General features: G+C 64.6%; 18 protein-coding genes. 12 read left to right on the top strand and 6 right to left on the bottom strand.

Annotation, left to right across the window (positions count from 1 at the left end; translation table 11 throughout):
- Nucleotides 1-17: 17 nt before the first annotated feature.
- The 6 genes from GO615_RS08705 to GO615_RS08680 all read left to right on the top strand — a co-directional run bounded on the left by GO615_RS08705 (nt 18) and on the right by GO615_RS08680 (nt 5,711).
- Complete coding sequence (locus GO615_RS08705) at nt 18-596, top strand: YceI family protein (RefSeq protein WP_169126994.1); 579 nt, start codon at nt 18-20, stop codon at nt 594-596.
- Between the two features lie 99 nt (nt 597-695).
- On the top strand, nt 696-941 hold the full coding sequence (locus GO615_RS08700; RefSeq protein ID WP_169126992.1) for a CDGSH iron-sulfur domain-containing protein: 246 nt from the start codon (nt 696-698) through the stop codon (nt 939-941).
- Nucleotides 942-1,207: 266 nt separating this feature from the next.
- On the top strand, nt 1,208-1,729 hold the full coding sequence (locus tag GO615_RS08695) for a hypothetical protein (RefSeq protein WP_169126990.1): 522 nt from the start codon (nt 1,208-1,210) through the stop codon (nt 1,727-1,729).
- A gap of 426 nt (nt 1,730-2,155) precedes the next feature.
- Nucleotides 2,156-2,497: a c-type cytochrome gene (locus GO615_RS08690; protein ID WP_339379988.1), complete on the top strand. Its 342-nt coding sequence runs from the start codon at nt 2,156-2,158 to the stop codon at nt 2,495-2,497.
- 68 nt (nt 2,498-2,565) lie between these two features.
- Nucleotides 2,566-3,522, top strand: coding sequence for a DmsE family decaheme c-type cytochrome (locus GO615_RS08685; RefSeq protein WP_169126988.1), 957 nt, complete (start codon nt 2,566-2,568; stop codon nt 3,520-3,522).
- Between the two features lie 20 nt (nt 3,523-3,542).
- Complete coding sequence (locus tag GO615_RS08680; protein ID WP_169126987.1) at nt 3,543-5,711, top strand: MtrB/PioB family decaheme-associated outer membrane protein; 2,169 nt, start codon at nt 3,543-3,545, stop codon at nt 5,709-5,711.
- Nucleotides 5,712-5,870: 159 nt separating this feature from the next.
- On the opposite strand, the gene moaC is transcribed toward GO615_RS08680, so the two are convergent.
- On the bottom strand, nt 5,871-6,365 hold the full coding sequence (gene moaC / locus GO615_RS08675; protein ID WP_169126985.1) for a cyclic pyranopterin monophosphate synthase MoaC: 495 nt from the start codon (nt 6,363-6,365) through the stop codon (nt 5,871-5,873).
- Between the two features lie 79 nt (nt 6,366-6,444).
- Between moaC and GO615_RS08670 the strand changes: the two genes are divergently transcribed.
- The gene (locus GO615_RS08670; protein WP_169126983.1) at nt 6,445-7,893 is read left to right on the top strand and encodes a beta-barrel assembly-enhancing protease; all 1,449 of its coding nucleotides are present in this window, start codon (nt 6,445-6,447) and stop codon (nt 7,891-7,893) included.
- A 77-nt stretch (nt 7,894-7,970) separates the two neighbouring features.
- Nucleotides 7,971-8,201: a sulfurtransferase TusA family protein gene (locus GO615_RS08665; protein WP_018990453.1), complete on the top strand. Its 231-nt coding sequence runs from the start codon at nt 7,971-7,973 to the stop codon at nt 8,199-8,201.
- A 92-nt stretch (nt 8,202-8,293) separates the two neighbouring features.
- On the opposite strand, the gene GO615_RS08660 is transcribed toward GO615_RS08665, so the two are convergent.
- The 4 genes from GO615_RS08660 to GO615_RS08645 form a co-directional block, all read right to left on the bottom strand.
- Complete coding sequence (locus GO615_RS08660; RefSeq protein WP_169126981.1) at nt 8,294-11,140, bottom strand: valine--tRNA ligase; 2,847 nt, start codon at nt 11,138-11,140, stop codon at nt 8,294-8,296.
- A 328-nt stretch (nt 11,141-11,468) separates the two neighbouring features.
- Nucleotides 11,469-11,948 (bottom strand): hypothetical protein, encoded by a 480-nt coding sequence (locus GO615_RS08655; protein WP_169126973.1) that lies wholly within the window; start codon nt 11,946-11,948, stop codon nt 11,469-11,471.
- Nucleotides 11,945-12,385 (bottom strand): DNA polymerase III subunit chi, encoded by a 441-nt coding sequence (locus GO615_RS08650; RefSeq protein WP_169126971.1) that lies wholly within the window; start codon nt 12,383-12,385, stop codon nt 11,945-11,947. The genes GO615_RS08655 and GO615_RS08650 overlap by 4 nt, the downstream gene beginning before the upstream one ends.
- Before the next feature lie 17 nt (nt 12,386-12,402).
- Nucleotides 12,403-13,902 (bottom strand): leucyl aminopeptidase, encoded by a 1,500-nt coding sequence (locus tag GO615_RS08645; protein WP_169126969.1) that lies wholly within the window; start codon nt 13,900-13,902, stop codon nt 12,403-12,405.
- A gap of 108 nt (nt 13,903-14,010) precedes the next feature.
- Between GO615_RS08645 and lptF the strand changes: the two genes are divergently transcribed.
- On the top strand, nt 14,011-15,090 hold the full coding sequence (gene lptF, locus GO615_RS08640; protein WP_169126967.1) for an LPS export ABC transporter permease LptF: 1,080 nt from the start codon (nt 14,011-14,013) through the stop codon (nt 15,088-15,090).
- The gene (gene lptG, locus GO615_RS08635) at nt 15,087-16,166 is read left to right on the top strand and encodes an LPS export ABC transporter permease LptG (RefSeq protein WP_169126966.1); all 1,080 of its coding nucleotides are present in this window, start codon (nt 15,087-15,089) and stop codon (nt 16,164-16,166) included. Before lptF ends, lptG begins: the two co-directional genes overlap by 4 nt.
- Nucleotides 16,167-16,243: 77 nt before the next feature.
- On the opposite strand, the gene GO615_RS08630 is transcribed toward lptG, so the two are convergent.
- Nucleotides 16,244-16,483, bottom strand: coding sequence for a hypothetical protein (locus tag GO615_RS08630; protein WP_169126964.1), 240 nt, complete (start codon nt 16,481-16,483; stop codon nt 16,244-16,246).
- A gap of 173 nt (nt 16,484-16,656) precedes the next feature.
- Here GO615_RS08630 and GO615_RS08625 point away from each other — a divergent pair, with 173 nt between their 5' ends.
- Together GO615_RS08625 and GO615_RS08620 are read left to right on the top strand one after the other, a co-directional pair.
- Nucleotides 16,657-17,094 carry an Rrf2 family transcriptional regulator gene (locus tag GO615_RS08625; protein ID WP_169126962.1) on the top strand — a complete coding sequence of 146 codons (438 nt, stop codon included), beginning with the start codon at nt 16,657-16,659 and terminating at the stop codon, nt 17,092-17,094.
- On the top strand, nt 17,091-18,266 hold the full coding sequence (locus GO615_RS08620; RefSeq protein ID WP_169126960.1) for an HPP family protein: 1,176 nt from the start codon (nt 17,091-17,093) through the stop codon (nt 18,264-18,266). The genes GO615_RS08625 and GO615_RS08620 overlap by 4 nt, the downstream gene beginning before the upstream one ends.
- Nucleotides 18,267-18,268: the final 2 nt, after the last annotated feature.

Genomic DNA, 18,268 nt, shown 5'->3' with positions numbered 1-18,268 from the left:
AATTCAGGAGATTCAAGATGAAGCAACTCAAGCGCCTCGCCCTCGCGTCCATCCTCGCCGCCACCGTCTCCGCCCCCGCGATGGCCGCCCCGGAAACCTTCGATATCGACGGCTCGCACACCTTCGCGCGTTTCGCCTACAGCCACTTCGGCTATTCGAAGCAGGAGAGCCGCTTCAACAAGACCTCCGGCACGATCAAGCTCGATCGCGCCGCCAAGTCCGGCGTGGTCGACGTCACGATCGATGCCAAGTCGGTCGATACCGGCTTTGAAATGTTCAACGGCCACATCCAGGGCGAGGACTTCTTCCACACCGAGAAGTACCCGACGATCGCCTTCAAGTCGACCAAGCTGAACTTCAGCGGCGACAAGCTCGCCTCGGTCGACGGCAACCTGACCATCAAGGGCGTCACCAAGCCGGTGAAACTCGAGGTCACCTCCTTCCACTGCATGGAGCACCCCATGCTCAAGAAGGAAGCCTGCGGCGCCAACGCCTCCGCCGTCGTCAAGCGCTCCGATTTCGGTGCCGGCAAGTTCGCCCCCCACGTCGGCGACGAAGTCACCCTCGAGATCGCCGTCGAGGCCGTCAAGCAGTAATCCGGTTTTCCGTCTCCATTGATCCCGCCCCCTGGGGATCACTTTCGCCACCCCGTAATCCGGGGTGGCTTTTTTATCCACCGCATGAGGAGTCGACGCATGTCGAACGAAACCGCAAAGATCGCCCAGAAATCCCCCTACGCAGTCGACATCGAGGCTGGCAAGAGCTACTGGTGGTGTTCCTGTGGCAAGAGCGCCAAGCAGCCTTTCTGTGACGGGTCCCATCAGGGCAGCAGCTTCACCCCGGTCGAGTACAAGGCCGAGGAAAGCAAGACCGCTTACTTCTGCGGCTGTAAGCAGTCGGGCAACGGCGTGATGTGCGACGGCGTCCACCAGAAGCTGTAAATAATCATCGCTCCGGCGCGAGACCGCTCATTCGCGGGTCTCGTGATCGGGCAAAACTCCCGTTCGTCCGGCAATTGTGGGGAATCTCACCCGCAACACCTCCCTTCTTGTGTGCAGTTGTAAAAGCAGTCCGATCAACTCGATGTCGATGTGATAATCGCGCCACGAGCACGCTCCGGCCTGCCCTCACCGCGGGATGCCCAATCCCCGGTATCGGCAACCCTCGCCGATCGCGTACTCCGTCTCCAACTGATCGGGCTGCAAACATGAGACGTTGCGCCGCGGCCTTTGCCGCATGTCTTCCGCTCCTTGCGCATGGCGCCTGGACTGCCGGCGAGCACAATCGTGATGCAGCGCGCAGCGACGCGCACGGAGCCGAGCACTTCGGCGCCCAGCTCGTGCTCACTCCTGACGAGATGCGCTTCCTGCAGGCGTGGCGGATGGCGAGCACGCCCCTCCAGTTGCCCGCCACTGCGACCGTCAAGCGCGGATCGTCGGTCACGGCCATGCTAGTCTTCCAGGGATGTGCGAGGGATGCGACCGGCCGATGCGATGTCGTCGCCGAGCTTGCGCTCGAGGGTCCGGACGGCGGCTACATTCCCGCCGGCTCGATGTCCCTGTGGTCTGCAGAATCCATGCCGGGGCGTCTCCATCTCGGCAACGGCAGCATGCAGGTCAGTTTCGATCCGCACGACCGTACCGGCCGGTACAAGGTGATCGCAACCGTCCGCGATCGCGTGTCCGGCCAATCACTCGTCCTGAGTTCGGGACTGCAAGTCCTCGAATAGCCGGCGGGCATCGCCCCGACCATCGCCGGCGCGTCAGGCTCTTCCGACCGCGGCGTTGCCGGAAGGCAATGTGTCGGCTGCCCCCATTACTACTTCCCGCAGTGACGACCGACCGGTTCCCGGATCGGCAAGGCCGCGGTCCGCTTGCTTCATGCGAACATCACAATGTGCTAATTAAGATGTGTTGCATATACATTCAATTAGCCATCAGTAATATGCAGCGGAGCAGTGAAATACGGATCCTGTATAAAAAACCGTCAGTGTGTCAAGGTCTTGTGTTGTAACGAGGCAATTGTGTCTTTTTGTACGCTCGTGTCGAACACCCTTTCAAAATTTGGGGGTATATTCCACCAGCAAAATATCCGGAGGGTCTCGCTCCGACGCCCACGGGTATTTGGATGTGCATATATCGAAAGGAGAATCAGCGTGAAGGCACGAATTCTTGCGAGCATGATCCTGGTCGGACTGACGGCAGCCCTCGCTACCCCGGCCGCAATGGCCGTGGACGCCGACGCGGCCAAGGCCACCGCCAAGCGCAACGACTGTTTCAAGTGCCATGCGGTCGACAAGACCAAGAAGGGCCCGTCCTACAAGAAGATCTCGGCGAAGTACAAGGACAAGGCGGATGCCGAGCAGAAAATGATCGAGCAGGTCACCAAGGAGCACAAGGTGAAGCTCGAGGACGGCACCGAGGAAACGCACAAGGTGATCGACACCACCGACAAGGCCGAGATCAAGAATCTCATCGACTGGATCCGCGCCCAGTAACACGCGGCAAGAGATCCGGCGCGCACCGCCACGGTGCGCGCCACTCATCAGCAAATCAGGGGGTTAATATGAAGCTGCTAGGAAAAGCGCTGCGCACGTGCGCATTCGCCGTCCTCGCCGGGAGCCTGTTTCCGGCGTTGACTGCGACCGCTGCCGAGAAGGAAGCGCCCAAGGACATCGTCCTCACGGGCGATGCAAAGTGTACGAGCTGCCACGACGAGAACGACTCGCCCGAAGCCCTGCGCATCGGCAAGACCAAGCACGGCACCGTTGCCGACAAGCGCACGCCGGGCTGTACGAACTGCCACGGGGAGAGCGAGAAGCACGTAAAGGAAGCCGGCCGTGGTAGCGGCCCGACGCCGCTCGTGGACGTCGGCTTCACGAAGAAGAACACCGCGACTTCGGCTGAGGCCCAGAATGCCGCCTGTCTGAGCTGTCACCAGGGCAGCACCCGCATCTTCTGGCAGAACAGCACCCACGCGCGTCGTGACGTGACCTGTGCTTCCTGTCACACGGTCCACGACGGCCACGACAAGGTTCGAGAAGCCAAGTCGCAGCCCGAAGTGTGCTCGAATTGCCACAAGGAGCAGCGCGCCCAGTTCGCTCGTCCCTCTCACCACCCCGTGCCGGAAGGCCAGATGAGCTGTTCGTCCTGCCACAACGTGCACGGCGACAATCCCTCGCAGCTCCAGAAGGCCAGCGTGAACGACACCTGCTATTCCTGCCACATGGAAAAGCGTGGCCCGTTCGTGCATAACCACCAGCCGGTGGCCGAAGACTGTGCGATCTGCCACAACCCGCATGGCACCAACGTCGCAAACCTGTTGAAGGCGCGCGCGCCCTATCTGTGCCAGGAATGCCATAGTCACGACAGCCACCCCAGCAGTCTCGCTGGCCTGCCGACCGATCGCGCGGCCAATAGTAATGCCTATACCGTCGGTCGTGGTTGCGTGAATTGCCACACGAACATTCACGGAAGCAACAGCACCGTGAACAGCGCAACTGCCGGACGCTTCCGTCGCTGATCGGTCCGAGGGAGATTGACATGAAAAATTTCAATACGACGTTCAGGTTGACCGCGATTGCTGCGGCCATGCTTGCAGCATACGGTTCGGCTTTCGCGGAGGACGATGATCTCGAGGCGCTCACCAAGCCGGATAGTTCCATCTCGGTGGGTGCCGGTTACTGGACCAACGATCGTCAGCAGCAGGGCATCTTCGACGGAATGCGGGATGACCACGGTTATGCCCTGATCGATGCCGACGTCGTCAAGCGCGATGACGCCACGGGCACTTGGTTCAAGTTCGAGACGGACAATCTCGGGCTTGAAAGCCGCAAGATTTCCGCCGAAGTGCAGCAGCAGGGCAATATGGGCGGGTTTATCAGCTATTCGCGCATTCCCCGCGTGAATCCGCTCAAGATCAGCTCGGGAATTCAGGGCGTAGGATCGGAAAACCTTCGGATTAGCGGGGCGCGCACCAGTACTACTGACAGTAGGTTGCCGTTCCATGACGTTGACTTGGCTACATACCGAGATCTGGTGCATGTCGGGTTCAACAAGAACCTGCTCAAGGACTTCGATCTCAAGCTCAGCTTCAAGAACGAGGAGAAGAACGGCAGCCGGCACTGGGGCCTCGGGAGCGCGGCGCTGTTCACTGCGGAGCCGATTGACAGCACGACGCAGCAACTCGACGTGACATTGGAGTACACCGGCGAAAAACTGCAGCTCGCAGGCGGTTATGCGGGAAGCTGGTATCGGAACAAGAACGACATGGTGTGTGCGGGCGTTAACGTCAATAACAATCCCGTTAACTGCCTTACCGCGACTGGCAGCGCGAGCTCCCCTTCCTGGACTCCCCTGTCATTGCCGCTCGACAATCAGGCGCACCAGTTCTTTGTCAATGCGGGGTATTCGTTTACTCCTTCGACGCGGGCAACGTTGAAGCTTTCGCGCAGCGTTGCGACGCAGGACGAGACCATTCCGAGCATTCGGTTGGGTGGTGTCAATGCGCCCTTTTCCGGGGCGCCGAGCAAGCTCGATGGCGAGATCGTGAGCACTCTGGCGGAACTCGGCCTGAGTTCGCGGCCGACGAGCAAGCTGTCGCTGAACGCGAACCTGCGCTATTACGACGTCGATGACAACACCCCGCTGTTCGGTTTCGTCGGCAACAACACGACGCGTGCAGTGACGGTTCATAACACGCCGCACTCGTATGAGACGAAATCCGGAAAGTTCGAAGCCAGCTATCTTCTGCCTGAACGCTTCAAGCTGATCGGGGGCATCGACATCAAGGACCAGGACCGTTCCGCGCCGAAGTTTGTCGATGAGCGTTATGTCCCGTTTGTCGAAAGCGTCGACGAGACCACGTACCGTCTGCAGTTGCGCCGCTCGATGTCGGAGACCCTTAACGGCTCCGTCGCAATCCTCCACAGCGTCCGTGATGGTTCGTCCTGGGTAGCGCCGCATGAGCCTAATACCCTGCGCGACGGAGGGTCCATCTACGACAGGATCAACCCGCTCCACATCGCCGACCGCACTCGAAACAAGTGGCGGCTGTCGCTAGACTGGGCGCCGGTCGAGGCCTTCAGCCTAAACTTCAACATTGAGGACGCGCGCGACGACTATCAGCGAGAGGATGGTCGGCCTTTCGGCCTGAAGGATGGCCGTGCGTCTTTGGTGTCAGTCGATGCACGCTACGCCTTCTCCGACAATTGGCAAATTACCGGCTGGGCGTCGCACGACGTGACTCGTGCGAAGCAACTTTCGGGTCGGTGGGCACGTAATACCACCTCGTCGGTGCCTAATATGCTGAAGGACGCCGACCTGAACGACACGGGTGACTCCGTCGGTTTCGGGTTGCGCGGTACGCTGACTGCGAAGCTGAAGATTGGAGCAGACGTTCAGTGGACCCGTACGCAGAGCTCGTATGATGAAGATACGTCCGCGGCACGAACGGCTTCCGAAATTCCGCTCGCGGACATCGAAAGCAGGCTGACCCGTCTGTCCATGTTTGCGAAGTACGCGCTTCGCAAGAACGCCGACCTTCAGTTCGACGTCATTCACGAGCGCTGGAAGACCGACGACTGGAGCTGGAGTTTCGCCAATGGCTCGGACTTCACCTACGGCACGACGACCGACGGTACCGTCGTCTCGAACAAGCCCAAGCAGACCGCCAATTTCATTGGCGCACGCTACATCTACAAGTTCCAGTAAGCGGATCTTGTAACGTGGCTCAGGACGGGGCGGCGTAAGCCGCCCCGTTTTTTTTAAGTGCAAGTGTGTGGAAACGCTTAAGGCGCGGCAGCCAAGGGAGCGCTTCGGCTGCGGGGGGGCGACCGGCGCTAAACGGCTAGTGCTGGAGGTTGGGTAGGGTTATTGCCCCGCGACCCAGTGCCCCGACTTCCCGCCGAGCTTCTCCATCAGCTGGATGCCATCCATGCGCATGCCGCGGTCGACGGCTTTACACATATCGTAGATGGTGAGCAGGGCCACGTTCACGGCCGTCAGCGCTTCCATCTCCACGCCGGTCCGGCCGACCGTCTCGGCGGTGACGCTGCAGTCGATGCGGCTTTGCGCCTCGTTGAGTTCGAATTCGACGGCGACACGGGTGAGCGGGATCGGGTGGCACAGGGGGATCAGGTCGCTGGTCCGCTTCGATGCCTGGATCGCCGCGATGCGCGCGATGCCGATGACGTCGCCCTTTTTCGCATTGCCGGACTTGACCATCGCAAAGGTCTCGGGCTTCATGCTGATCGAGCCGTGGGCGACGGCAACGCGGCGGGTTTCGCTCTTGCCGCCGACATCGACCATGTGGGCCTGGCCTTGGGCGTCGAAGTGGGTGAGGGCGGAAGCTTTCTGCTCGGTCATGGCTCGGTGTGCGCGGTCTCGTACAGAGGGATACATTCCGCGCTGAACGGTTGGTGGTGGGCCGGTATCATAGCACCCGATGATCAGACGAATTCTTATCCTGCTGATGTGCGCCGCCCTCGTGCCGCCGGTGAATGCGGCCGGTTTGCCGGATCTCGGCGACGTGGGCGCCTCGGAACTTTCGCCGCTTGCGGAACGCAAGCTCGGCGAGTCGATCATGCGCGAGATCCGTTGGCGCGAGGCGAGCTATCTCGACGATCCCGAGGTTGAGGATTACATCAACCGCATGGGACGCCGTCTCGTTGCGGCGAGTTCGGCACCGGAGCTGGAGTTCGAATTCTTCGTCGTGCGCGACGGCACGCTGAACGCCTTCGCGATGCCGGGTGGCTTCATCGGCGTGCACACCGGGCTGATCGTTACCGCCGAGTCCGAGTCGGAGCTGGCCTCGGTGCTCGGGCACGAGGTCGCGCATGTGACGCAGCGGCACATCGCACAGATGTTCGGCAAGCAGAGCCAGACCAGCATGGTCATGCTGGCCTCCATGCTGGTGGCGGTGCTCGCGGCGCGCGGCGACGGGCAGCTCAGCCAGGCGGCCATCGCCGCAGGGCAGGCAGGGGCGCTGCAGGCGCAGCTCGGCTATACGCGGGATTTCGAGCGCGAGGCCGATCGGCTGGGCCTGCAATCGCTCGAAGGGGCCGGCTTCGACGTGCGCGGCATGCCCAGCTTCTTCGAGCGGCTGCAGCGTTCGAGCCGCTTGTACGAGAACAATGCGCCGAGCTACCTGCGCACGCACCCGCTTACCCAGGAGCGGATCTCCGACATGGGGAACCGCGTGGCGCAGTTGCGTTACCGACAGGTTCCCGATTCGCCCGACTTCGGTTTCGTGCGCGCGAAGCTGCGCGTTGGAGCGATGCCGGCGATCGATGCCGTGCGCGACTTCGAGGCACAGATCGCGAAGAACGGCAGCGATGTCGCACAGCGGTACGGTTATGCGCGCGCGCTGCTTGCGGCGGGCCGTCTCGACGAGGCCGGCAAGCAGGTCGAGGCGCTGAGGCGCGAGGCGCCTCCGTCGTCCTTCGTCGACATGCTGGCAGCGGAGCTGCGGCTGGCGCAGCGCGATGGCGCCGGTGCGGTGCAGATCCTCGAAGCGGCGCAGAAACGCTTCCCCGAGAGCCAGGCGCTGCGGTACGCGCTGATGGATGCGATGCTGCAGGCGGGGCGTGCACGCGATGCCGGCACAATGGCGCGGACGGCGGTGCAGAGTCGCAAGGAGGATCCGCGCTTGTGGGCCTTCCTGGCCCGTTCGGAGGCCGAGCAGGGGCGTCGCGCGGCCCAGCACCGCGCGCAGGCGGAAGTCTATGTGCTGCGCGGTGCGGTTCCGGCTGCGATCGAGCAGCTGGAGCTCGCGCGCCGGGCAGGGGACGGCAATTTTTACGAACTTTCCGCAGTCGATGCTCGCCTGCGCGAACTGAAGGAACAGGAACGAGAACGCCGCCGAGAGGAGCGCAAGAACGGCCGTTCGGAATGATTTCACCGGTACCGTCCGCAGGCGCGGATATGGCTGTGGGGTAGAATTGCGGTAACTGTCAGTGAGGGTTACGCGTAATGGAGTTTCAAAAGGAAGTCGATGCGCGCGGGCTGACCTGCCCGCTGCCGATTCTGCGGGCCAAGAAGGCGCTCGCCGAGATGAGCGCCGGCCAGGTGCTGCGGGTGCTGGCCACCGATCCCGGTTCGGTGAAGGATTTTCAGGCGTTTGCGCGGCAGACCGGGAACGATCTGCTGCAGCAGGGCGAAACGGCCGACAAGGCGTTCGAGTTCTATCTGAAGCGCAAGTAGGAGCCTGATCGTTCCGGCCGGTTCGGGCTTGGGACAAGAGAAAGGGGCCGCCCGAACGCCGGGCGGCCCCTTCCTTTTTGGCGCGATGTCGCTTAGCTGCGATCGAGCTTTTCGAGCTGCGGGCGCAGTTTTTCCAGCGTCGCGACGAAGGCGTCGAGGCGATCGCGTTCCTGCTGCACGACGGCGGCGGGAGCGCGTTCGACGAAGCTGGCGTTGCCGAGCTTGCCTTGGGCCTTGCCGATCTCGCCTTCGAGACGGGCGATCTCCTTCGCGACGCGCTCGCGCTCGGCCGCGATGTCGATCTCAACGCGCAGCATCAGCTTGAAGGCACCGGACACCGACACCGGGGCGAGTTCGTCGGCGCCGATGTCAGCGACGATCTCGACGCCCGAGAGGCGCGCGAGGCCGGCGAGGTAGGGGGCGTAGACGTTCAGTGCGGCGGCGTCGCCTGCCGCGACCAGCGGCATGCGCTGGGCGGGCGAGATGCCCATTTCGCTGCGCAGGTTGCGGCAGGTGCCGACGATGGCCTTGAGCTCCGCGATCTTCGCTTCGGCTGCCTCGTCGATGCGGCCGAGGTCCGCTTCGGGGTAGCGCGCGAGCATGACGCTGTCGGCGTCCTTGCGGCCGGCGAGCGGTGCGACGGTCTGCCACAGCTCTTCGGTGATGAAGGGGATCAGCGGGTGGGCGAGGCGCAGCACGGTCTCGAGCACGCGCAGCAGCGTGCGGCGGGTGGCGCGCTGTTGGGCTTCGCTGCCGTTCTGGATCTGCACTTTTGCGAGTTCCAGGTACCAGTCGCAGTACTCATCCCATACGAACTCGTACACGGCCTTGGCGACGAGGTCGAAGCGGTAGTCCTTGAAGTGCTGCGCGATGTCGGCTTCGGTGCGCTGCAGGCGGGAGACGATCCAGCGGTCGGCGAAGGAGAAATCGAGCGTTTCCGCGTTGCAGGCGGCGCTGCCGGCGACGGCGTCGATGCCGCAGTCGTGGCCTTCGCAGTTCATCAGCACGAAGCGGGTGGCGTTCCACAGCTTGTTGCAGAAGTTGCGGTAGCCTTCGCAGCGCGACAGGTCGAACTTGATGTCGCGGCCCGGCGTGGCGAGCGAGGCGAAGGTGAAGCGCAGCGCGTCGGTGCCGAAGGCGGCGATGCCTTCCGGGAATTCCTTGCGCGTCTTCTTCTCGATGCTCTGCGCCTGCTTCGGGTTCATGAGGCCGAAGGTGCGCTTCTTGACCAGATCCTCGACGGAGATGCCGTCTATCAGGTCGATCGGGTCGAGGACGTTGCCCTTCGACTTCGACATCTTCTGGCCTTCGGCATCGCGGATCAGGCCGTGCACGTAGACGTCGCGGAAGGGGATCTTGCCCGTGATGTGCTTGGTCATCATGACCATGCGGGCGACCCAGAAGAAGATGATGTCGAAGCCGGTGACGAGCACCGAGGACGGCAGGTAAAGGTCGAGCGCGTCGTTCGACTTGGCCGGCCATTCGGGCGTCCAGTCGAGGGTCGAGAAGGGCCACAGCGCGGACGAATACCAGGTGTCGAGCACGTCCTCGTCGCGGCGCAGCTTGCCGGTGTAGCCGTCTTTCGCCGCGAGGGCCTTCGCTTCGTCTTCGCTGTGCGCGACCCACACGCGCGCGTCGCCTTCGACGTCGGCGTACCAGGCCGGGATCTGGTGGCCCCACCACAGCTGGCGCGAGATGCACCAGTCCTGGATGTTGTTGAGCCACTGGTTGTAGGTGTTGACCCAGTTCTCGGGGTAGAAGCGGATCTCGCCCGAGGAGACGCATTCGAGCGCCTTTTCGGTGATGCTCTTGCCGTCCGCGCCGGGTTTCGACATCGCGACGAACCACTGGTCGGTGAGCATCGGCTCGATGACGGCGCTGGTGCGGTCGCCGCGCGGGACCATGAGCTTGTGCGGCTTGACCGCGGCGAGGAGCCCGAGGGCTTCGAGGTCCTGCACGATCTGCTCGCGCGCGACGAAGCGGTCGAGGCCGCGATACTTCTCGGGGGCGTCGTCGCTGACGTGGGCGTCGAGGCGCAGGATGCTGATCATCGGCAGCTTGTGGCGCAGGCCGACGGCGTAGTCGTTGAAGTCGTGGGCCGGCGTGACTTTCACGCAGCCGGTGCCGAATTCGCGGTCGACGTATTCGTCGGCGATGATTGGGATCTCGCGGTCGCACAGCGGCAGCGTGACGGTCTTGCCGATGAGGTGCGCGTAGCGCTCGTCCTCGGGGTGCACCATCACGGCGACGTCGCCGAGCATGGTCTCGGGACGGGTGGTCGCGACGGTGAGGCCGGGCAGGCCTTCGATCGGGCCGTCAGAGAAGGGGTAGGTGATGTGCCACAGGAAGCCGTCTTCTTCCTCCGACACCACTTCGAGGTCGGACACCGCGGTGCCGAGCTTGGGATCCCAGTTGACGAGGCGCTTACCGCGGTAGATCAGGCCTTCGTTGTACAGGCGGACGAAGGTCTCGGTGACGATTTTCGACAGGCCGGCGTCCATCGTGAAGCGCTCGCGCTTCCAGTCGGGCGAGGTGCCCATGCGGCGCATCTGGCGGGTGATGGTGCCGCCGGAATATTCCTTCCACTCCCACACCTTCTCGAGGAACTTCTCGCGGCCGAGGTCGTGGCGCGAGACGCCCTTGGCGTCGAGCTGGCGTTCGACGACGATCTGCGTCGCGATGCCGGCGTGGTCGGTGCCCGGCTGCCACAGCGTGTTGAAGCCGCGCATGCGGTGGTAGCGGGTGAGCGCATCCATGATGGTCTGGTTGAAGCCGTGACCCATGTGCAGCGTGCCGGTTACGTTGGGCGGCGGCAGCAGGATGCAGAAGGCGTCGGGGTTGGACTTGTCCAGTCCGGCGTCGAAGTGACCGCGCGATTCCCATTCCGGATACCAGCGGGCTTCGATGTCCGCGGGCTCAAAACTCTTGGCCAGTTCCATGGTGTGCTCTGGGGCTGAAGGCAAAGGGCGGATTATAGCGGATGGAGGCCGCCTGCCTTCCCGCCGGGGTGTTTGCGGTCAGGTAATCGCACGAACCCTCGCTCTGTGTCGCGCGCGATGAATTTTTCTCCGTCCGTACGAAGATCCCCGCCGTCCCCGGCGCGCGGGCGTTTCCCTGTGGGAGCGGCTTCAGCCGCGAATAGGCCGCGTGATGTGCACTACCGCCCTTTCGCGGCTGAAGCCGCTCCCACAGCGGAATATCCGTCCTTTCGAGGCTGAAGCTCCCACACGAAGCCGTTCGTGCGATTGCCGCAAGCGTTTGCGGTGCTCAGGACTGATCCGGGGGGAGAACGTCGGTGTTCTTCTCGAGGTGGCGGGAGATGTGCGCGGACAGCTCCGGCAGCAGGGTGGCGCGCAGGTGGGCGAGGGCCTGTTCGCGGATGCTGGTGCCGATGCGGTCGAGTTCGCGTGCGACGATCTGCGGCAGTTCGGCGTGGAACCAGGCTTCGACGGCGCGCGACACCTCGGTGTCGAGGCTGATGAGCTGTTCCGCGAGTTCGCTGGCGGAGCGTTTCGGCTGCGGCGGACGGGGCGAACTCAGTTCGGCGGGCAGGTCTTCCGGGGCGACCACTTCGGTCAGGACGGGAATGTCCTCGTCGTCCAGTGAGACTACTTCCTCCGGGGCGGGCGGCTGCGGTTCCGGGACGCGGTGCCGCTTGAGCAGGGCGTCGGCCTTGCCGAGGAGGAGGTCGGCGGCCTTGAGGTCGTCGTCCGGTTCGAGGCGTGGTGGTAGGGGCCAGGTGCTCACAGTGCCTCCCTGCGGATCGCGTCGAAGGCCTGCAGGGGCAGGTCCTGTTGCTTGTAGTGCATCCAGCGTGCCCGTGCGGGGAGCTTCTGCGCTTCGCCCTGGCCGATGATCTCGATCAGCATGCGGAAACGTTCATGGCCCGGCGGGATGTCGTCGGCGAGGTTGAAGAGGATCTCGCTGTGCGGCCATTCGTTCGGCGCTTCCGCATGGCCGATGACGACCGGCGTTTCGCCCGCGAGCGGCGAGCCGGCCATCACGTGCGGCACGAAGGACTGCTGCTCGAAGCTCCACAGCAGCTGGTCGAGCTGGCGGGCGGACGCCGCATCGCGGGTGCGCAACGCGACCTTGCGGCCGCTGCCGTAGGCCCGCGCGGCGAGTTCGCAGGCGAGCGCCAGCGGGTTCTCGGCGTTGTGGTAGAACTGCACCCGCGGTGCCATCGCGACCGTTCCCCGGTTCAGGCCGCTGCGCCCAGGCTGCGCGCGATCAGGAACTCGGCGAGCAGCGGCACGGGGCGGCCCGTTGCACCCTTGGCGTCGCCCGACAGCCAGGCGGTGCCGGCGATGTCGAGGTGCGCCCATTTGTACGCCTTGGTGAAGCGCGCGAGGAAGCAGGCCGCGGTGATGGTGCCGCCGTAGCGCCCGCCGATGTTGGCCATGTCGGCGAAATTGCTCTTCAGCAGCTCCTGGTATTCGTCCCACAGGGGCAGCTGCCACACGCGGTCGCCGGACACGGTGCCGCAAGCAGTGAGTTCGCGCGCAAGGTCGTCGTCGTTGGCGAGCAGGCCGCTGGGAATCTTGCCCAAGGCGACGACGCAGGCGCCGGTCAGGGTGGCGATGTCGACGACGCAGGCCGGCTTGAAGCGCTCGGCATAGGTGAGCGCGTCACACAGGATGAGGCGGCCTTCGGCATCGGTGTTGAGGATCTCGATGGTCTGGCCGCTCATCGAGGTGACGACGTCGCCGGGCTTGGTCGCGCCGCCGCCGGGCATGTTCTCGGTGGTCGGGACGATGCCCACGACGTTGATCGGCAGCGCCATGCGCGCCAGCGCCTTGAAGGTGCCGAGCACGCTGGCGGCGCCGCACATGTCGAACTTCATTTCGTCCATCTCGGCGCCGGGCTTGAGCGAGATGCCGCCGGTGTCGAAGGTGATGCCCTTGCCGACGAGCACGACGGGCTTGTCCTTGGCCTTGCCGCCCTTGTAGTGCAGGACGATGAACTTGGGCGGCTGGTGCGAGCCGCGTGCGACGGACAGCATGGAACCCATGCCGAGCTTTTCCATGTCCTCGCGTTCGAGCACCTCGACCTTGAGCTTGAACTGCTTGCCGAGCTCGACCGCGGTTTCGGCGAGGTGGGTCGGCGTGCAGAAGTTGCCCGGCAGGTTGCCGAGGTCCTTCGCCAGCGCCATGCCTTCGGCGATGGCCTGGCCGCGCTTGACGGCGGCCTCCAGGGCGGCGGAAATCTTGCTGCGCGTCGCGAGCACGACCTTGCGTGCGCCGCGCGGCTTGTCGTCCTTCTTCTTCGACTTGGTGACGTCGTAGCGGTAGGTGCCATCGGCCAGGATGCGGGCGAGTTGCTGCAGCGCCCATTCGAGGTCGCGTCCGGGAGGTGCGACGTCGGCGAGGCAGACCGCGGCGTCGTGGGCGGGCGAGGCGGCGAGGGCCTTGGCGACGGCGCCGACGGCGTCACGCCAGGCGCGATCGGCGAGTTCGTCCTGCTTGCCGAGGCTGACGACGAGCACGCGCTCGGCGGCGCAGCCGGGGAGTTCATGCAGCACGAGCAGCGCGCCGGCCTTTTCGTCGAGGTCGCCGCGCGCGATCAGGGCGGCGAGCTTGCCTTTGGCCGCCTTGTCGAGGGCAGCTGCTGCGTCGGTGAGCGTACCGCCGGCAAACGCTCCGACGACCAGACAGCCGGTCTTGAGCTTTTCCGGGGCTCCGGTCTTTATGGTAAATTCCATGCCCTGTTCCTTTATAAGACGCGTCGTTCCGATTGCCGCCGATTATGGCCCGTTCGCGGCAAACGCGTCAAAAACCCCGCACTCCAACGAGATCCAGGCTTTCGCGCGATGATTTTCAGCCGCGCCCTCCGGCGTGAATTCTCCCAGTCGGCAGCCGGTGTGTTCGTCGCCCTGTTTGCGATCGTCATCACCGTCGTGCTGGTGCGCCTGCTCGGCCAGGCGGCCGGCGGCCGCGTACCCCCGGACGCAGTGCTGGCGCTGATCGGTTTCGGCGCCCTGACCGAATTGCCCATCGTGCTGTCGCTGACCGTGTTCATTTCGGTGCTGATGCCGCTGTCGCGCTCTTACCGCGATTCGGAGATGGTCGTGTGGTTCGCCTCCGGCGTGCCGCTGACGGGCTTCATCCGACCGGTGCTGCGCTTCGCGCTGCCGATGGTCGTCGCGATCGCCGCGGCGACGCTGTTCCTGTCGCCGTGGGCGCATACGAAGAACGCGGAGTTCCAGGCACGGCTCGACTCGCGCGACGACGCGTCGCGCGTTGCGCCCGGGGTGTTCCGCGAGTCGGCTTCCACCCAGCGTGTGTTTTTCGTCGAGATGGGAGCGGGCGAGAACGGCAAGGTGCGCAACGTGTTCGTCAGCTCGGAGCAGAACGGGCGCCTGAGCGTCATCGTCTCGGCCGAGGGGTCCCTGCACACCGATGCGAACGGCGACCGCTTCGTCGTGCTCGAGAAGGGGCGGCGCTACGAGGGCGAGCCCGGGACGCCCCAGTATCGCGTGATGGAGTTCGAGCGTTACTCGGTCCTGATCGAGGAACGCAAGGTGGCGAGCCAGTCCTCGCGCACCCGCGTGATCCCGACGCTGGAGCTGCTGCAGTCGCCGACGGACCGTAACCTGGGTGAGCTGCTCGGGCGCATCGGGGTGCCCGTTGCCGCGCTGCTGCTGGCGCTGATGGCGATACCGCTGTCCTTCGTGAATCCGCGCGCCGGGCGGGCGAACAACCTGCTTTTCGCGATTCTGACGTATCTCGTGTATAGCAACGCGATCAGCATCTTCCAGTCCTGGGTCGGCCAGGGGCGGCTGCGTTTCGAACTCGCCGTGTGGCTGCCACACGTCGTCGTGCTCGCGGTCCTCGCGCTGATGTTCTACCGGCGCCTGGCGGTGTCGCCGTTCTGGAGGGCGCGCGCGTGATGAAGGTGCTGACGCGCTACCTCGCGCGGGAGGTCGTCGGGGCGACCTTCACGGTGCTGCTCGCCTTCCTCGGCCTGTTCGCGTTCTTCGATTTCCTCAACGAACTCGATTCGGTCGGCAAGGGCGGGTACGAGCTGCATCATGCCCTGCTGTACGTGGCGATGATCCTGCCTGGCCGGGTGTATGAGCTGCTGCCGATCGCAGTCCTGATCGGGACCCTGTATTCGCTCACGACGCTCGCGCGGCATTCGGAGATCACCGTGATGCGCGCGTCGGGGATGTCGACGCTGAAGATGTTGCGCGTGCTCGCGGCGATCGGTTCGATCTTCGTCGTGGCGACCTTCGTCTTCGGCGAATACATCGCGCCGCCGGCCGAGCGGGCAGCGCAGCAGTGGCGCCTGACCGCGACCAATTCGACGGTTTCGAGTCAGCTGAAGTCCGGCCTGTGGGTGAAGGATGGCCCGCGTTTCGTTAACGTGCGGACCATGCAGCCCGACCGCAGCATGGAGAAGGTGCGGATCTTCGAATTCGACGAGCGTCACGTGCTGGTTTCGGTGACCGACGCGGCCACGGGGCGATACTCCGCCGACGAGAACAGCTGGCGCCTGAACGGCATCCGGCAGACGCGCTTCCTTGGCGATCGCACCGAGGTCGTGGACCTGCCGGAAATGGACTGGAAATCCGAGCTGACACCCGAGGTTTTGAGCGTGCTGATGGTGCTGCCGGAGCGGATGTCGGTTGCTACTCTGGTGGCGTACGTGAATCACTTGCGCGAGAACCAGCAGAACTCGGACCGCTACGAGATCGCGCTGTGGAAGAAGCTGATCTATCCGTTTGCCGTGCTGGTGATGATGGCGCTGGCGCTGCCTTTCGCGATGACCCACGACCGCATGGGCGGGGTGAGCGTGAAGGTCTTCCTCGGCGTGATGCTGGGGGTGGGCTTCCACCTTCTGAACGGGCTGTTCTCCAACCTCGGCGTGATCAACAGCTGGCCTCCGGTCCTCGCGGCGTCGACGCCGAGCCTGATGTTCCTGCTGGCAGCCGCCGGGCTGCTGTTCTGGGTCGAGCGGCGCTGAGGCCTGTCCCGGGGGGGCGCTTGGCGGCGCCCTTCGACCTATGTTCGTGAGGGGCGGCGCCGAAGCGGCAAGCCGGTTCAACCGGCCGACATGTTGCCGAGCGCGTGGTGCGATGCGAGGCGCACGACGTATCCGATCTTGAAGAAGGCCGCGGAGATGGGCAGCACGAGGTGCCCCGTGATCTGCATCCCCATGCCGAATCGTTCCGCAAAGGGATAGGCGACGAGGGTGGCGGCGATCATGCCGATCACGGAAAGGACCATCGTTGCGCGTCCGAGCGCAAGCGTGTGGCGGGGGTTGAGACGGTCAGGGCGCATCGCTGTTCCTCCTGGGGCAAGAAATGGCGTGCGGCAGGCGGACGGGACCGGGTGCCGGCTTTAAGAGGAATATAAAGTGACTCTTTAAAAAGAGTCAACAAATATGAATCTTTTGTCCCCGTTGCGTATAATGACTTTCATCGCCTGGCCCGATGGCCGCAGCAGGAACGCTCATGCATCTGACCCAGCACACCGATTACGCCCTGCGCGTGTTGATCTACCTCGCGGTGAACGCGGATCGTCTCGTCACGATCGCTGAGGTGTCCGAGCGCTTCGACATCTCGCGCAGCCACTTGATGAAGATCGCGAACCATCTCGTGCGGGACGGGTTCGTCGAAGGTTTGCGGGGCAAGGGCGGCGGCTTGCGGCTTGCCCGTACGCCCGAGGCCATCAATATCGGGGCGGTGGTGCGCAGCATGGAGCGCGGCATGGCGCTCGTCGAATGCTTCGGGAGCGGCAGCCAGTGCCTGCTGACGCCGGATTGCAGGCTGAAGGGCGTGCTGGGCCGTGCGCTGGAGGCTTTTCTGCAGACCCTGGACGGGGTGTCATTGGCCGAACTGGTCGACAAGCCCCAGCGCGAGAGGCTGCACGTGCTGCGGCGTAGCGCGTGAGCGGGGTGTCGTCCTGGCTGCGCGGCTTCGTCCCGGCAGCCCATGTGGTGAGCCGGCGCGAACGGGTGGCCGGAGTGGCGGGGGCGCTGCTGGGGCTGTTCCTCAGCGAGTGGATCGGGCGCATGGCGCTCGGGCAGTCGAGCCCCTGGTTCATCGCGCCCATGGGGGCGTCCGCGGTGCTGTTGTTCGCGGTGCCGTCGAGCCCGCTGGCGCAGCCGTGGCCCCTCGTGGCGGGCAATGTCATCGCGGCGTTGATCGGCGTGACCTGTGCAAAGCTGGTCGGGCATCCGGGCCTTGCCGGGGCCTTGGCGGTGGCCCTGACGATTGCCGTCATGTTTCCGCTGCGCTGCCTGCATCCGCCCGGGGGGGCCGTGGCCCTTACCTGTGTGCTCGGCGGGCCGGCGGTGAGCGAACTCGGCTACGGTTTCGCCTTATGGCCGGTGGGCATCGATTCGCTGTGCCTGCTTCTGATCGCCCTGGTATTCAATGCCGCGGCGGGGCGCCGTTATCCGCACCGGCACGTGGACGCCGCCCACCCCCACCGGACGGCCGACCCCTTGCCGAGCGCCCGAGTCGGCGTGACCGCGGAAGACCTGAATGCGGTGCTTGAGGCGCGTGGCGAGTGGGTGGACATCAGCAGTGACGATCTCGAGGAGATCATCGTGGCCGCCGAAGCAAGGGCATACCGCCGTCGCCTGGGGACGGTCCGCTGCGGCGACATCATGGCTACGGACGTCGTCACGGTCGGCCCGGATGCGCCACTCTCGGAGGCGTGGAGACTGCTTGCGCGCCATCGCGTGAAGGCGCTTCCCGTCGTTGCGGCCGACCGCCGCCTCGCCGGCATCGTGACGCTCCATGATTTCTTCGTGCAGGCCGACGGCATGCCGCGGCCGCTCGTGGGCGAGGGGCCGGAGCGGCGTGGCCGCGTGCGCGACGTCATGGCGGCGCGCGTGGTGACGGCCCGGCCTGAGCAGTCGATCGACGAGATGGTCGGACTCTTTTCGGACGCCGGATTGCATCACCTGCCGGTGGTGAGCGTGGCCGGTACGGTGATCGGGATGGTGACGCAATCCGATCTGGTCGCCGCGCTGGCGCGCATGCGGCTGGACGACCCGGCCGCGAATGCGCCCTCGCGCGAACGGGCGGACCTTGGCTGGAAGATGTCGGCCTAGGG

The sequence above is a fragment of the Aromatoleum evansii genome (assembly GCF_012910805.1).
In the GTDB taxonomy this organism is placed as follows: Bacteria; Pseudomonadota; Gammaproteobacteria; order Burkholderiales; family Rhodocyclaceae; genus Aromatoleum; species Aromatoleum evansii.
The sequence above is the reverse complement of the archived record's forward strand: the minus strand, read 5'-3'. Positions and strand labels throughout refer to the sequence as shown.

Coding starts and splice junctions, on each gene's coding strand:
- GO615_RS08700 (WP_169126992.1), top strand. CDS start 696: ATGTCGAACGAAACCGCAAAGATCGCCCAGAAATCCCCCTACGCAGTC.
- GO615_RS08645 (WP_169126969.1), bottom strand. CDS start 13,902: ATGGAATTTACCATAAAGACCGGAGCCCCGGAAAAGCTCAAGACCGGC.
- GO615_RS08650 (WP_169126971.1), bottom strand. CDS start 12,385: ATGGCACCGCGGGTGCAGTTCTACCACAACGCCGAGAACCCGCTGGCG.
- GO615_RS08670 (WP_169126983.1), top strand. CDS start 6,445: ATGATCAGACGAATTCTTATCCTGCTGATGTGCGCCGCCCTCGTGCCG.
- GO615_RS08630 (WP_169126964.1), bottom strand. CDS start 16,483: ATGCGCCCTGACCGTCTCAACCCCCGCCACACGCTTGCGCTCGGACGC.
- GO615_RS08680 (WP_169126987.1), top strand. CDS start 3,543: ATGAAAAATTTCAATACGACGTTCAGGTTGACCGCGATTGCTGCGGCC.
- lptF (WP_169126967.1), top strand. CDS start 14,011: ATGATTTTCAGCCGCGCCCTCCGGCGTGAATTCTCCCAGTCGGCAGCC.
- GO615_RS08625 (WP_169126962.1), top strand. CDS start 16,657: ATGCATCTGACCCAGCACACCGATTACGCCCTGCGCGTGTTGATCTAC.
- GO615_RS08685 (WP_169126988.1), top strand. CDS start 2,566: ATGAAGCTGCTAGGAAAAGCGCTGCGCACGTGCGCATTCGCCGTCCTC.
- GO615_RS08660 (WP_169126981.1), bottom strand. CDS start 11,140: ATGGAACTGGCCAAGAGTTTTGAGCCCGCGGACATCGAAGCCCGCTGG.
- GO615_RS08705 (WP_169126994.1), top strand. CDS start 18: ATGAAGCAACTCAAGCGCCTCGCCCTCGCGTCCATCCTCGCCGCCACC.
- moaC (WP_169126985.1), bottom strand. CDS start 6,365: ATGACCGAGCAGAAAGCTTCCGCCCTCACCCACTTCGACGCCCAAGGC.
- GO615_RS08665 (WP_018990453.1), top strand. CDS start 7,971: ATGGAGTTTCAAAAGGAAGTCGATGCGCGCGGGCTGACCTGCCCGCTG.
- GO615_RS08695 (WP_169126990.1), top strand. CDS start 1,208: ATGAGACGTTGCGCCGCGGCCTTTGCCGCATGTCTTCCGCTCCTTGCG.